Here is a 13,152-nt window from a genome sequence, read left to right as displayed (position 1 = left end):
CTATGATTCAGGAAGTGGTACGCGTACCGCTGGCCGTGAGCGAGGATCTGGTGATCCAGAAGCGGCGCATCGGCAGCGGCAGCCCGCGGCTCTGCATCGTCACCGGCACCCACGGCGACGAGCTGGAGGGCCAGTATGTGGCGTGGCGGCTCAACCGACTGCTGCAGGAAAACGCTGCCCATCTGCACGGCACGGTGGACATCTATCCGGCGCTGAACCCGCTGGGCATCAGCACCATGACCCGGGGCATGCCGCTGTGCGACCTCGACATGAACCGCACCTTTCCCGGCAGCCGGGAGGGGGCCATGTCGGAGCTCATCGCCGCCCGCATCATCGAGGACATCACCGGGGCGGACCTCTGCATCGACATCCATGCCAGCAACATCTTTCTGCGGGAGATCCCCCAGGTGCGCATCAATGTGAACACCGCCGACAAACTGGTTCCCCTGGCCAAATACCTGAATATGAACCTGCTGTGGATCCACGCGGCCGCCACCGTGCTGGAATCCACCCTGGCCCACAGCCTGAACGCCGCCGGCACCCCCACCCTGGTGGTGGAGATGGGCATCGGCATCCGCATCACCCGGGCCTTCGGCGAGCAGCTGCTCACCGGCATCCTCTCACTGATGGCCCATCTGGGCATGTGGGACGCCCCGGTGGCTCCCATCGCGCCGCCCATCGTCAGTTCCGACGGAGCGGTCTCCTTCGTGAACGCCAACTTTCCCGGCATGTTCTTTCCGTCGGTGGAACACGGCGTCCGGGTGGAGAAGGGCCAGGAACTGGGCATCATCGCCGACCCGCTCACCGGCGGCATCCGGGAGACGCTCTACAGTCCCGCCGCCGGGCTGCTCTTCACCCTGCGGGAATATCCGGTGGTCTACGCGGGATCGCTGATCGCCCGCGTGTTGGGAGGCAGTGTATGAGAGAGGAAGTTCTGTTTACCCTGGACACCCCCTACCGTCAGCCGCTGGCGGTGAGGGGCTGGTTTTTCGGCGCGCCGGGGAAAAAGACCCTGGCCGTCATGGGCGCCCTGCGCGGCAACGAGATCCAGCAGATGTACCTGTGTTCCCAGCTGATCCAGCATCTGGCGGCACTGGAACAGTCGGGGGCACTGTCGGAGGAATGCGGCATCCTGGTCATTCCCTGCGCCAACCAGTTTTCCATGAACGTGGGGCGGCGGTTCTGGGCCGCCGACAACACCGACATCAACCGGATGTTCCCCGGCTACGACGCCGGGGAGACCACCCAGCGCATCGCAGCGCGGATCTTCGAGGCGCTGCAGGGCTACGCCTACGGTATCCATGTGACCAGCCTGTATCTGCCGGGGAGCTGCCTGCCCCACCTGCGGATCATGAAGACCGGCTACCAGGCCCCCGAGACCGCCCGGGATTTCGGGCTGCCCTACATTGTGCTGCGGGAGCCCCATCCCTACGACACCACCACCCTGAACTACAACTGGCAGATCTGGAACACCGAGACCTTCTCCCTCTACACCCCCGCCACCGACCGTGTGGACGCCCCCGCCGCCCAGCAGGGCGTGGAGGCGGTGCTGCGCTTTCTGCAGCAGCGGGGCCTCTGCCGGTGCGGCGCCGGCGCCGGGGAGGAAGCCCGCATCTTCGCGGAGGAATCTCTGTGCAGCGTCAAGCCCACCGCCGGCGGACTGCTGGTGCACAAGGTGACGCTGGGCAGTCAGGTCTGGCGCAGCCAGCCCCTGGCCGAGGTGCTGGACCCCTGTTCCGGCACGGTGCGCCAGACGCTGCGCGCCCCGGTGGACGGCCGGGTATTCTTCGCCCACGAAGCCTGCCTGATCAACGGCTACGACGTGGCCATGCGCATCCTGCCCGACAAGGCTGAAGAAATCCACCAGAACTGAAAACCACCCCCTGCGGAAAATTCCGCAGGGGGTGGTTTGCATTGCAGGGAAAATCAGCGGCGGCGGGCGGCGGCTTCGGCGGCAGCGATGCGGCGCAGCCGGTCCTCCGCGTGGGCGAAGAACTGCCGGAAAGCCGGGCAGTAGTAGTTCTGCCGTTCTCCCGATCCGTCGGTGGTCCAGTCCCGCTTGCAGCCGCCCCGGCACAGGGACTGCCACCGGCAGTCGGCGCAGGCGGCGGGACGGTCCAGCCCTTCCCGCAGGAAGTCTTCTGCCCGCGGACTGCGGCCCAGTTCCGCCAGCGGCGTCTCCCACAGGCTGCCCAGCTTCCACTCATCCAGCACATAGAAATCGCAGGGGTAGACGCTGCCGTCCGCCTCCACCACATAGTAGGCGCCGCACTGGCCGCCGGAGGCGCAGGTGGAGGGCGGCAGCCCCATGGCCATATGGACGTAATCCTCAAACAGCCGGACGCTTGTGTAGTTTCCTGTCTCCCAGTCACGGTACCACTCGTCAAAGAGCGCACAGAGGAACTGTCCGTAGTCCTGCGGCGTCAGCGACCAGGGCCGCTGCCCCCGGGGCTCTCCCAGCGGGTCGAGGCAGGGGATGAACTGCAGATACCGCACGCCGGTCTTCTGCAGAGCGTGGTAGACGCGCACCGCGCTTTTGGCGCAGCGGCGGGTCACCACGCAGAGGAGGTTGCAGGCCACCCCGGCCCGCTGGAGCATGGCCAGGTTTTTCTGCACCCGGTTCCAGGTCCCCTTGCCGGCGGCATCCACCCGGAACTCGTCGTGGAGGGTCTTGTCCCCGTCCACCGAGACCCCCACCAGAAACCGGTGCCGGGCCAGAAAGGCCGCCCAGTCTTCGTCCAGGGCCAGCCCGTTGGTCTGCAGGGCGTAGGACACCGGGATCCGGGCGGTATTGTACCGGGCCAGGTCCTCCACGAAATCCCGGAAAAAGCCGAGGCCCGCCACCGTGGGCTCGCCCCCCTGGAAGGCAATGGTGAGCCGTCCCGACGGCCCCGCCGCCTCCAGCGCCTGCTGCACCATCCGCCCGGCGGTGTCCCGGGTCATGAGCCCCATACTGGCCTGGCTGCGGTTGGCAGCCTCGTCCTCATAAAAACAGTAGCGGCATCGCATATTGCACAGGCTGGACGCCGGTTTCACCAGCAGACTGACATTGGGCATGGTTTACCTCCCGGGGCCCGCCGCCGGACGGCGGGCCGTTGTGTTACCCCCATTATACGGGGTGGCGGCGCCCGCTGCAATCCCCAAAATGTCAACAGCCCTTGACCGTCTTCCCGCGGGGTGGTATGCTCTGAACAGAAACAACGGTGCCGGTCCGCCCGGCGCCGAACCCGAAGAAAGAAGGATTCATCCATGAGCAAGATCGTCATTCTGGAATCGCTGGGCATCTCGGCCGAGGAGCTGGCCGCCCGCAAGGCGCCGTTTGAGGCCCAGGGCCACACCTTTGCAGAGTTTGCCCGTTCCACCGACCCCGCCGTTCTGGCGGATGAGGCCAAGGACGCCGACGCCCTGATCCTGGCCAACATGCCGCTGCCCGGCGCCGTCATCGAGGGCTGCGACAAGCTGAAATTCATCGACGTGGCCTTCACCGGCGTGGACCACATCGGCCTGGACGCCGCCAGAGCCAAGGGCATCACCGTGAGCAACGCCTCCGGCTACTCCAACGAGGCGGTGGCCGAACTGGTGCTGGGGATGGCGCTCTCGCTGAGCCGCAACCTGACCGCCGTGGAACAGCGCTGCCGCGACGGCAAGACCAAGGACGGCCTGGTGGGCTTTGAGCTGGCCGGAAAGACGGTGGGCATCGTGGGGCTGGGCAAGATCGGCAGCCGCACGGCGGAACTGTTCCACGCCCTGGGCTGCCCCATCCTGGCCCACAGCCGCACCGTCCACGCCGATGCACCGGACTATGTGCGCCAGGTCAGCCTGGAGGACCTGCTGGCTCAGTCCGACCTGGTGGTGCTGCACTGCCCGCTGAACGACAGCACCCGCGGCATGATCAACGCCGAAAAGCTGGCCATGATGAAGTCCACGGCCCTGCTCATCAACGTGGCCCGCGGCCCCGTGGTGGTGGCCGGGGACCTGGCCGACGCGCTGGATCAGGGCGTCATTGCCGGAGCGGGCATCGACGTTTTCGACAAGGAACCGCCCCTGGACGCCGGCGAGCCGCTGCTCCACTGCAAGAACTGCCTGGTCACGCCCCACGTGGCCTTTGCCACCCGGGAGAGCATGACCCTGCGGGCGGAGATCGTCTTTGACAACCTGGCCGCCTGGCTGGCGGGTCATCCGAAAAACGTCGTCTTGTAAGGGGCCCAGTGCTTGCACATCGGGGCGCCAGGCAGTATAATATTTGGTATATCACCAAGGACAAGACCCGTCGGCGTCCCGCCGCGGGCAGACCGCACAGGGCGTGGGGCCCTGCCATTCTGAGAGAAATGAGGTAGCTGCCAATGGAAAAGATCAAGATGACCACTCCCCTGGTGGAGATGGACGGCGACGAGATGACCCGCATCCTGTGGAAACAGATCAAGGATGAAGTCATCCTGCCCTTTGTGGACCTGAAGACCGAGTACTATGATCTGGGGCTGGTCCACCGGGAGGAGACCAAGGACCAGGTGACCATCGACGCCGCCAACGCCAACAAGAAGTATGGCGTGGGCGTCAAGTGCGCCACCATCACCCCCAACGCCCAGCGGGTGAAGGAGTACAACCTCTCCCAGATGTGGAAGAGCCCCAACGGCACCATCCGCGCCATCCTGGACGGCACGGTCTTCCGGGCGCCCATCATGGTCAAGGGCATCTCCCCCGTGGTGCGCACCTGGCAGAAGCCCATCACCATCGCCCGTCATGCCTTCGGTGACGTCTACCGCGCCACCGAATACCGCGTGCCCGGCCCCGGCAAGGCGGAACTGCTCTTCACCGGCGCCGACGGCACCACCTTCCGGGAGACCATCAACGACTTTGACGGTGCCGGCGTCATCCAGGGCCAGTTCAACAAGGACAGCTCCATCTCCAGCTTTGCCCGGTCCTGCTTCCAGTTCGCCGTGGACACCAAACAGGATCTGTGGTTCTCCACCAAGGATACCATCTCCAAGCAGTACGACCACACCTTCAAGGACATCTTCCAGGAGATCTACGACGCCGAATACAAGGAGAAGTTCGAGGCCCTGGGCATCGAATACTTCTACACCCTCATCGACGACGCCGTGGCCCGGGTCATCCGCTCCAAGGGCGGCTTCATCTGGGCCTGCAAGAACTACGACGGCGACGTCATGAGCGACATGGTCTCCACCGCCTTCGGCTCCCTGGCCATGATGACCTCGGTGCTGGTCTCCCCCGACGGCAACTACGAGTACGAGGCCGCCCACGGCACCGTCACCCGCCACTACTACAAGTACCTGAAGGGCGAGGAGACCTCCACCAACCCGGTGGCCACCCTCTTTGCCTGGTCGGGCGCATTGCGCAAGCGGGGCGAGCTGGACGGCATCGACGCCCTTGGCCGCTTTGCCGACGCCCTGGAAAAGGCCACCATCGACACCATCGAATCCGGCGTCATGACCGGCGACCTCTGCGCCATGTGGGAGGGCGAAGCCCCCGCCCGCAAGGTGACCTCCCTGCAGTTCCTGCAGGAGATCCGCGCCCGCCTGGAAGCCGCCCTGGCCTGAGTTTTTTCCCGCACAACAAAAGCCGTGCCCCGTCAAAAACGGGACACGGCTTTTTTGCATGATCAGGCAGTCAGTGGGACCAGATGTTGTTTTCCAGGTCCTTCAGCCGGCCCTTGTAGTCGGCGATGAGCGCCTCGGTCTTGTCGCTGTCCGGGAAGGTGACGAGATAATCGTCCCCCGCCTGGTGGAATCCCACAACGCCCGCCAGGCCGGCCATCTCGGCCACCTTGACCAGGGTGTGGTAATCATACTCTTTGGAACTGATGAACAGATTCATGACAAGCGCTCCTTTTCTGCACGATACTTTTTTAAGTGTATCACAATCGCCCGCACCTGTGCAAGGGCAGCGCCGGAAAAAACCGCCCCGGCCCATACCGGCCGGAGCGGTTTGCAAAAGCGGTCAGTCCACCCGGACCACGCCGTTTTCCTGGATCGTGATGGTCATACCGTCCTTGACATAGGCGAGGAATTCTTCGCCCAGGCAGTCGATGACCGGCATGCTCACATTGTCCAGCCAGACGGCGGCCAGCACCGAACCGGCGGCGGCCAGCGAGTCGATGGGGTTGGAGAAGAGCAGGCAGGCCGGCTGGCGGTGCATGGAGCAGGCGCAGTAGAGCACCAGCCCGCCGGTGGTGGAGCCGATGGTCTGTGGCAGGCAGAGCGCCTTGCCCGCCATGGGCTTGCCGTAGAGGTCGGGGTTGTTCTGGTCCCCGCAGGTGGCCTTTTTGTCGCCGAACTGCAGAGCCTTCTGGAAGGAGGCCAGCGTGTTCAGTCCCCCGTGGGAGACCAGCGCCGGGGCGCTGACGCAGCCGGGGGCAATGACCCGTCCGTGGAACTCTTTCATGCGCGGTCGCCTCCTTTCGTGATCCGGGCAAGGATCTCGTCCTCGGTGTAATAGCGGGCGGTGGTGTAGGTGCGCAGCTTGTTGGAGCAGGTGATCACCGGCATGGGCCCGCAGAGGGGATTGTTCATGTACATCAGCGGGCAGATGCAGGAGAGGATGACGCCGGTGGCGGCCAGCCGCGCGCCATACCCGGTGGCCTCAAAGGCCTTCCTGACGCCGGGGGCGGTGGTGAACACCGTGGGCACACAGACCTTGCTGCGGCCGTTTTCTTTCAGCGCCGCCTCCAGCCGGTCGGTCCAGTCCTGGAGCTGCTGCAGGCTCAGGTGGGGGCAGCCCACAAAGCAGAGCTTGGGGGTGGCGTCGGGATTTTTCCACACCAGGGGGTAGTTGTCCTTGACCCGCTGGAGTTCGGCGTCGTCGATGACGTACTCTTTGGCGTCGGGGGCGATGAGGGCCTTGCCCAGCTCCTTGGCCTCGGGGGTCAGGCCGTCGATATGGTAGAGCCCCACCGCGCCGTTGGAGGCGGTGGCCGCGCCGAAGTCTTTGAGATAAGCACAGGCGGCGTCATCCAGGTCGCTGCCCAGCCATTTGTCCAGCCCCATGACGTAGGGCACGTCCTCCATGACCTTCATGCCGATGGCGGAGCCCAGCAACTGGGCTTCCGGTTTTTTCGTCGTTTCCACCCGGATGACCCAGGTGGCCTTGCGGCCTTCGTCGGTGAGCAGGCCGAAATACGGCACATACCCGGCCACCGAACCCATCAGGTCCATGATGCCGGAGTTGCGGTTGCACCGGGCCCCCAGCACCGAGTTGGCGTAGACCACCGCCGAGGATTCCGCCCAGCTGAGCACCTCCCCTTTCTTGGGGCGGTTGCCCTGCTCGTCCAGGTAGCAGGCGCAGCTGAAGGCGTCCTCGTTCATGAGGCCCAGCTGGCGCAGCTGGTTTTCGTAGAAGTCCTGCTTGCTGTACATGAACTTTTTGAAGACCAGATTCTGCAGGAAGTTGGCGGGCACGTTGGGGTCCAGCGGACGGGGGTCCACCGAGAATTTCTGCCCCGACACGGCCCCCGCCTGGATGAGCTGGTCCATGAGGTCATAGACCGGGCCCAGCGCTTTCAGGCCGAAGGAGGTGACCAGGTGGTTATACTGCGAAGTCACCGGCACCAGTTTTTCGGCGCCGAAGATCTCGCCGTACATGATGAGGGTCTTCATGACCTTGGCCATTGTCTCGCCCTTGGCGCCGTCCAGGATGGCCTGTTGTTCTTTGGTAAGTTCCATGACACTGCCTCCTTACAGCTTCATGCAGACGTCCCACGCCCGCCAGATGACGGTGCGCAGGTTGCCCACCTTGTTGGCATCGCCTACCAGGTGGATATGACCGCCCTTGGGTGCCAGGGGCGCCGGGCGGTAGCCCACCGAGAGGATCACCGAATCCGCCGGGAGTTCTTTCGTGGTGCCGTCCTTGGCGGTGACGGTGACGCTGCCGTCCCGGATCTCTTTGAGGGAGGTTTCCAGGTAGACCGGCACCTGGTTGGTCTTGAAGAAGTCCCGCAGGAAGCTGGCATTGGCCAGACAGACGGTGGGCGACGCGATGAGATCGTCCTTCATCTCCACGATGGCGGGCTGTTTGCCCTGGAGGTAGAGGTCATAGGCGATCTCGCAGCCGGTGAGGCCGCCGCCTACAATGACCACCTTTTCCCCCACCGGGGCCTTGCCCAGCAGGTAGTCCACCGCCTGGATGCCCTTGTCGGCTCCCGGCACCCGCAGGCTGATGGCGGAGGCGCCGGTGGCGACGATCACCTCGTCGGCCCCCAGAGCGGCCAGGTCGGTGACTTCGGTGTGGAGCTTCACGGTGATGCGGGGGTTCTGGCTCAGTGCCCGGGCGTACCAGGTCAGCAGGGCGCGGTCCTTCTCCTTGAAGGAGGGAGCTGCCGCCGCCACAAAGACGCCGCCCAGAGCGCCGCTCTTCTCGTAGATCGTCACGGTGTGGCCGCGCTGGGCGCAGACCAGGGCGGACTCCATGCCGCCGATGCCGCCGCCGATGACCGCGATGTTCTTCTTGTGTTCCGCCGGGGTGATCTTGTACTTTTGGGACTGCATGGTGGGCGGATTGATGGCGCAGCGGGCCATGCCCCGGGTGTCGGGGAAGGACTGGGCGTTGGCGTGGCCCTTGTAGTGGGAAAGGTTGAAGCAGCCGTTATGGCAGCAGATGCAGGGACGGATGTCGTCGGTGCGGTCCTCCAGCAGCTTGGTGACCCACTCGCCGTCCGCCAGGAACTGCCGCGCCACGCCCATGGCGTCGATGCGCCCCGCGGCGATGGCCTCGGCGGCCACGTCGGGCTCCATCCGACCGGCGCAGACCACCGGGATGTCCACGCAGCCCTTGATGTAGGCCACGTCGTCCAGGTTGCAGTTCTGGGGCATGTACATGGGCGGATGGGACCAGTACCAGGAATCGTAGGTGCCGTTGTCGGCGTCCAGCATGTCGTAGCCGGCGTCCTGGAGGTACTTGGCGGCCTTTTCGCTCTCCTCCATATCCCGGCCGATCTCGGTGTAGTCGGTCTCGCCGGGCAGAGCGCCGTAACAGAAATCCTTCACCTTGGAGATGACGCTGTACCGGATGGACACAGGGTAATCCTGGCCGCAGACCGCCTTGATGGCCTTGACGATCTCCACGGCAAAGCGGTAGCGGTTCTCGAAGCTGCCGCCGTAGGCATCGGTGCGGTGGTTGGTGTACTTCATGGCGAACTGGTCCAGCAGGTAGCCTTCATGCACCGCGTGGACCTCCACGCCGTCCACCCCTGCCTCCTTGCAGAGCAGGGCGGTCTTGGCGAAGGCCTCGATGATCTCCTCGATCTGGGGCACCGTCATCTCGGGGCAGGTGACGTCCTCCGCCCAGCGGGCGGGCAGCGGACTGGGGCTGGCCAGCTGGTAGTCGGTGTCCAGGATGGGCTTGGCCAGGGTGCGCAGGACGGGATTCTTGTGCAGGGGCAGCACCTGGTCGGAGATGCCCCAGGACCGGCCCATGCCCGCCGTGAGCTGGACAAAGAGCTTGGCGCCGGTGGCATGGATCTGCTCCATGTAGGGTTTGAGCTGCCGGAACATCTTTTTGTTCTGGTAGAGCCAGCGCCCGCCGATGGTGTCCCGGATGGGCGCGATGCCGGGAATGATGAGGCCCACGTTGTTGCGGGCCCGCTCCAGGAAAAACCGGGCGGCCTCGGTGTCAAAGTGGTTGGGTTCCATCCAGCCGAAGAGGGAGGTGCCGCCCATGGGGCAGAGCACAATGCGGTTCTTGATCTCCACGTCGCGGATCTTCCAGGGGGTGAACAGGGACTGATAGGCCTGGTTCATAGGGATGCTCCTTTCTGTGCGGGTTGTTTCTGGTATCAGTATACCATTGCCCCCGTTTCGCCGCAAGAAACGGGGGCAGGAATCATTGGGCCGGCGAGAAGCTGAATACCGCCGTGGGATCGTCGTAATTTTCGTTGGATACCCACAGGGCGGTCTTCTGGGTCAGGTTGTAGACCACGCTGTGCACGGTGCAGTTGTTTTTGTCGTCGCTGTCCCAGGTGCGGCGGCCCACACTCCGGAGAATGTCCATGGCAGCCTGCTCGTCGGCCACCACGCCGTCGGTGGCCTGCAGGGCCTCGTAGAGATGGTCGTAGCGGTCGGCGCCTTTCTTTTCCTCGGCGGCCACACCCTCATAATAGCCGGGCTGCAGCACGAAGTTGGTCACCACCTGGAAGTTGCTGGCGCCCTCCCGCTCGCCGATGGCGCTGTCCTGGTCGTTGTAGATCACCTTCAGGGTGCGCTGGCTGCCGTCGTTGTCGGTGGCGTCGGTGGCGGCATCGTTGGTCCATTCCAGGATGGCGCTCTTGCCGCTGGCGTCCGCCACCATGTAATGGTAGGAGGTATCCGCCGAGTCGTGCAGGTCATAGGAGGAGGCGATCTCCACCGCTTCCTCCACGTTGTCGGCGTAGTCCAGGATCAGACGCAGCAGCGTGGTGGAGGTGAAGTCCGGCTTGTCGGTATCCTGGGCGGTGGCCACCGTCTTGTCGCCGCCCTGGTAGGTCATGTAGATGCCGCAGCTGACGCCGGCGTCGTTGATGCCGTCCAGCGGGGTGTAGGGCGCCGCCAGGCAGATGACCTCATTCATCAGGCCGCTCAGGTCCTGGTCCACGTCGATGCCCAGGAACTGCAGATCGGTGGTGGAGATGGTGGCATGGCGGCCTTCGCTGGCCTCGGTGAAGACCAGCATGGTGTTGGTCTTGGAGAAGTCATAGTTGCGGCCGAACAGGGCATCCCCGTTCTCCGCCGTGGCGGTGAAGGAGGAGCAGCCGATGGTGGGGGCCGTCATATTCAGGTCCACCACGCCGTGGGTGATGTGGTCGGTGATGAACTGGATCAGTTCGGTATCGTTGCTGACGCCGCCCTGGGCCACGAAATCGTCCAGGTAAAAGCCGCCCTGGACGTTCATGGAGTAGACGGCGCCGTCCTGATGGTCGTCGTTGCGCTCCCGCAGCATCTTGATGCTGGCCACGGTGCCGATCTCGTTATGCCAGATGCCGAAGATCACCGCGGCGGCGGCCACGACCAGCACCACCAGCACGGCCACCACGGCCAGCAGGATCTTTTTTACACTCCGTTTGGGTTTTACTTCCACTGCATTCATAGGTTTTTCCTTTCCACTTTCCTCTTATCCGGGGATCCCCTCTTGACTCAGACGCCGGAGGTTGTCCGTGATGGATTCCAGCGCCCGGTAAAAGGTATCCCGCTCCGCCTCGCTCAGGTCCCGGCCCGCTTCCTCCACGGCACGGCAGGCCCGCTGCTGCACCTGGCGCGCCGCCTTCTGCCCGGTTTCGGTGAGCACCACCTTGCCGCCGTAGCCCCCCTGCTTGCAGACCAGCCCTTTCTCCTCCAGGATGGCCAGCATCCGGGAAGCGTCGGACTTGTCCTTCAGGGTCAGCTCGCACAGCTCCGGAACCGTCACCCCATTGGGATGGCGCAGCAGGATGGTCAGGTAGGTAGCGTGGGCCCCCTTGAGGCCGTAGACCTTCATCTCCTCCCCCGCCAGCTTGTGCCAGCAGCGGGAACTTTCGGCGATGGCCAGGGAAAACCGCTCAAACCGCTCGACCATGGACAACCCCCTCTCTTTTGTTCAAAAGTTGCGTTTACAACTTTTCAAGTATAGCAGTCGGAAGTTGCCTTGTCAACTTTTGGCTGGATTTTTTTACCGCACCTTTTTTGCGGTAGTGACAGAAGGACGATTCTATAGTATACTGAAAGACAAACACGAAAGACCGTGGATTCCATCGAAAGAAAAGAGAGAGACGCCAAGTTCATGAAAAATCCCCAGAGCAAGGAATATCTGTTTGAGCACATGCCGGTGCCCGGCGCCGTGCTGCAGCTTTCCACCCCCATCGTCATCAGTTCCCTGGTGACCATCCTCTACAACCTGGCCGACACCTTCTTCGTGGGGATGCTCAACGACCCGGTCCAGAACGCCGCCGTCACCCTGGTCTACCCCGTGACCCTGGCCTTCAACGCCGTGAACAACCTCTTCGGCGTGGGGGTGTCCAGCGCCATGAGCCGCAACCTGGGCCGCAAGGCCTACGACGAGGTGCGCACCTGCTCGGCCTTCGGCTTTTACGGCGCGCTGTGCAGCGGCCTGCTCTTTTCCGCCCTCTGCCTGCTCTTCCGTACTCCGCTGCTGACGCTGCTGGGCACCGACGCCGAAACGCTGAACGCCACCCTGGGCTACATGCAGTGGACGGTGTTCTGCGGGGCGCTGCCTGCCATCCTCAACGTGGTGCAGAGCTACATGGTCCGCAGCGAGGGCAGCACCCTCCACGCCAGCATCGGCACCATGAGCGGCTGCCTTCTGAACATCCTGCTGGATCCCATCTTCATCCTGCCCTGGGGCTTCAACATGGGGGCCGCCGGCGCCGGGCTGGCCACCTTCCTGTCCAACTGCATCGCCTGCCTGTACTTCCTGGTGCTGGCCCGGATCAAGAAGGGCAGCACCTTCGTCTCGATGAATCCCAGAATGCTCCGCCGCCTGACCATGAGCCAGGTGCGGGACATCCTGGGCGTGGGCATCCCCGCCTCCATCCAGAACCTGCTCAACGTCACCGGCACCACCCTGCTGAACAACTTCACCGCCCCCTTCGGCGCCGCCGCCATCGCCGCCATGGGCATCAGCCAGAAACTCTACATGATCCCCATGCAGATGTCCCTGGGCTTCTCCCAGGGGATCATGCCGCTGGTCAGCTACAACTACGCCAGCGGCAACCGCGCCCGCATGAAGGAGGCCATCCTCTTTGCCCTGCGCATCATCGTGGGCTCCATGCTCTTCCTGACGGCGGTCTATTTCCTGGGCGCCCCGGCCATGATCCGCGCCTTCATGGACAGCGACCAGATCGTGGGCTACGGCACCCGGTTCTTGCGGGTCATGAGCCTGGGCTTTGTCTTCCTGTGCACCGACTTTCTGGCGGTGGGCGTCTTCCAGGCCCTGGGCATGGGCCGCAACGCCCTGTTCTTTGCCATCTGCCGCAAGCTGGTGCTGGAGATTCCGCTGCTCTTCCTGCTCAACCATTTCTATCCCCTCTACGGGCTGCCTTTCGCCCAGCTCATCACCGAGGTGTTCCTGTGCGCCCTGGGATTGTGGATGCTGCGGCGCATCTTCCGCGCAGAAGTCCACTGACCTGTTTTCACAGCCAAAAAACCGCCCCGGCCCTGCCAAAGCAGGACC

General features: G+C 64.1%; 12 protein-coding genes. 5 read left to right on the top strand and 7 right to left on the bottom strand.

Annotated features, from left to right (window positions below):
• Positions 1-2: 2 nt before the first annotated feature.
• Together NQ490_RS09540 and NQ490_RS09535 are read left to right on the top strand one after the other, a co-directional pair.
• On the top strand, positions 3-923 hold the full coding sequence (locus tag NQ490_RS09540; protein WP_007045528.1) for a M14 family metallopeptidase: 921 nt from the start codon (positions 3-5) through the stop codon (positions 921-923).
• A complete protein-coding gene (locus NQ490_RS09535) occupies positions 920-1,873 on the top strand; it encodes a M14 family metallopeptidase (RefSeq protein ID WP_007045527.1) in 954 nt (317 codons plus the stop codon). The genes NQ490_RS09540 and NQ490_RS09535 overlap by 4 nt, the downstream gene beginning before the upstream one ends.
• A 53-nt stretch (positions 1,874-1,926) precedes the next feature.
• Here NQ490_RS09535 and NQ490_RS09530 read toward each other — a convergent pair whose 3' ends face one another.
• Complete coding sequence (locus NQ490_RS09530; protein WP_007045526.1) at positions 1,927-3,057, bottom strand: anaerobic sulfatase maturase; 1,131 nt, start codon at positions 3,055-3,057, stop codon at positions 1,927-1,929.
• Between the two features lie 192 nt (positions 3,058-3,249).
• Here NQ490_RS09530 and NQ490_RS09525 point away from each other — a divergent pair, with 192 nt between their 5' ends.
• Positions 3,250-4,200, top strand: coding sequence for a 2-hydroxyacid dehydrogenase (locus tag NQ490_RS09525; protein WP_007045525.1), 951 nt, complete (start codon positions 3,250-3,252; stop codon positions 4,198-4,200).
• A 143-nt stretch (positions 4,201-4,343) separates the two neighbouring features.
• Positions 4,344-5,558, top strand: a complete 1,215-nt coding sequence (locus tag NQ490_RS09520; protein WP_007045523.1) for an NADP-dependent isocitrate dehydrogenase — start codon at positions 4,344-4,346, stop codon at positions 5,556-5,558.
• 70 nt (positions 5,559-5,628) lie between these two features.
• On the opposite strand, the gene NQ490_RS09515 is transcribed toward NQ490_RS09520, so the two are convergent.
• From NQ490_RS09515 to NQ490_RS09490, 6 genes are all read right to left on the bottom strand, one after another.
• Positions 5,629-5,835, bottom strand: coding sequence for a hypothetical protein (locus NQ490_RS09515; RefSeq protein ID WP_007045522.1), 207 nt, complete (start codon positions 5,833-5,835; stop codon positions 5,629-5,631).
• A gap of 123 nt (positions 5,836-5,958) precedes the next feature.
• Positions 5,959-6,402 carry an aconitase X swivel domain-containing protein gene (locus tag NQ490_RS09510; protein WP_007045521.1) on the bottom strand — a complete coding sequence of 148 codons (444 nt, stop codon included), beginning with the start codon at positions 6,400-6,402 and terminating at the stop codon, positions 5,959-5,961.
• Positions 6,399-7,679: an aconitase X gene (locus NQ490_RS09505; protein ID WP_007045520.1), complete on the bottom strand. Its 1,281-nt coding sequence runs from the start codon at positions 7,677-7,679 to the stop codon at positions 6,399-6,401. Before NQ490_RS09505 ends, NQ490_RS09510 begins: the two co-directional genes overlap by 4 nt.
• A gap of 12 nt (positions 7,680-7,691) precedes the next feature.
• Positions 7,692-9,752 carry an oxidoreductase gene (locus NQ490_RS09500; protein WP_007045519.1) on the bottom strand — a complete coding sequence of 687 codons (2,061 nt, stop codon included), beginning with the start codon at positions 9,750-9,752 and terminating at the stop codon, positions 7,692-7,694.
• Positions 9,753-9,834: 82 nt separating this feature from the next.
• Positions 9,835-11,073, bottom strand: coding sequence for a carcinine hydrolase/isopenicillin-N N-acyltransferase family protein (locus NQ490_RS09495; RefSeq protein ID WP_007045518.1), 1,239 nt, complete (start codon positions 11,071-11,073; stop codon positions 9,835-9,837).
• 24 nt (positions 11,074-11,097) lie between these two features.
• Positions 11,098-11,538 carry a MarR family winged helix-turn-helix transcriptional regulator gene (locus NQ490_RS09490; protein WP_007045517.1) on the bottom strand — a complete coding sequence of 147 codons (441 nt, stop codon included), beginning with the start codon at positions 11,536-11,538 and terminating at the stop codon, positions 11,098-11,100.
• A 204-nt stretch (positions 11,539-11,742) separates the two neighbouring features.
• Between NQ490_RS09490 and NQ490_RS09485 the strand changes: the two genes are divergently transcribed.
• Positions 11,743-13,104, top strand: coding sequence for an MATE family efflux transporter (locus tag NQ490_RS09485; protein ID WP_040917364.1), 1,362 nt, complete (start codon positions 11,743-11,745; stop codon positions 13,102-13,104).
• Positions 13,105-13,152: the final 48 nt, after the last annotated feature.

The organism is Subdoligranulum variabile, from assembly GCF_025152575.1.
Classification (GTDB): domain Bacteria; phylum Bacillota; class Clostridia; order Oscillospirales; family Ruminococcaceae; genus Gemmiger; species Gemmiger variabilis.
The sequence above is the reverse complement of the archived record's forward strand: the minus strand, read 5'-3'. Positions and strand labels throughout refer to the sequence as shown.

Bases quoted from the DNA above. Each gene is read 5' to 3' on its own strand.
- NQ490_RS09495 (WP_007045518.1), bottom strand. From the start codon at position 11,073: ATGAATGCAGTGGAAGTAAAACCCAAACGGAGTGTAAAAAAGATCCTG.
- NQ490_RS09530 (WP_007045526.1), bottom strand. From the start codon at position 3,057: ATGCCCAATGTCAGTCTGCTGGTGAAACCGGCGTCCAGCCTGTGCAAT.
- NQ490_RS09490 (WP_007045517.1), bottom strand. From the start codon at position 11,538: ATGGTCGAGCGGTTTGAGCGGTTTTCCCTGGCCATCGCCGAAAGTTCC.
- NQ490_RS09485 (WP_040917364.1), top strand. From the start codon at position 11,743: ATGAAAAATCCCCAGAGCAAGGAATATCTGTTTGAGCACATGCCGGTG.
- NQ490_RS09535 (WP_007045527.1), top strand. From the start codon at position 920: ATGAGAGAGGAAGTTCTGTTTACCCTGGACACCCCCTACCGTCAGCCG.
- NQ490_RS09525 (WP_007045525.1), top strand. From the start codon at position 3,250: ATGAGCAAGATCGTCATTCTGGAATCGCTGGGCATCTCGGCCGAGGAG.
- NQ490_RS09520 (WP_007045523.1), top strand. From the start codon at position 4,344: ATGGAAAAGATCAAGATGACCACTCCCCTGGTGGAGATGGACGGCGAC.
- NQ490_RS09500 (WP_007045519.1), bottom strand. From the start codon at position 9,752: ATGAACCAGGCCTATCAGTCCCTGTTCACCCCCTGGAAGATCCGCGAC.
- NQ490_RS09505 (WP_007045520.1), bottom strand. From the start codon at position 7,679: ATGGAACTTACCAAAGAACAACAGGCCATCCTGGACGGCGCCAAGGGC.
- NQ490_RS09540 (WP_007045528.1), top strand. From the start codon at position 3: ATGATTCAGGAAGTGGTACGCGTACCGCTGGCCGTGAGCGAGGATCTG.
- NQ490_RS09510 (WP_007045521.1), bottom strand. From the start codon at position 6,402: ATGAAAGAGTTCCACGGACGGGTCATTGCCCCCGGCTGCGTCAGCGCC.
- NQ490_RS09515 (WP_007045522.1), bottom strand. From the start codon at position 5,835: ATGAATCTGTTCATCAGTTCCAAAGAGTATGATTACCACACCCTGGTC.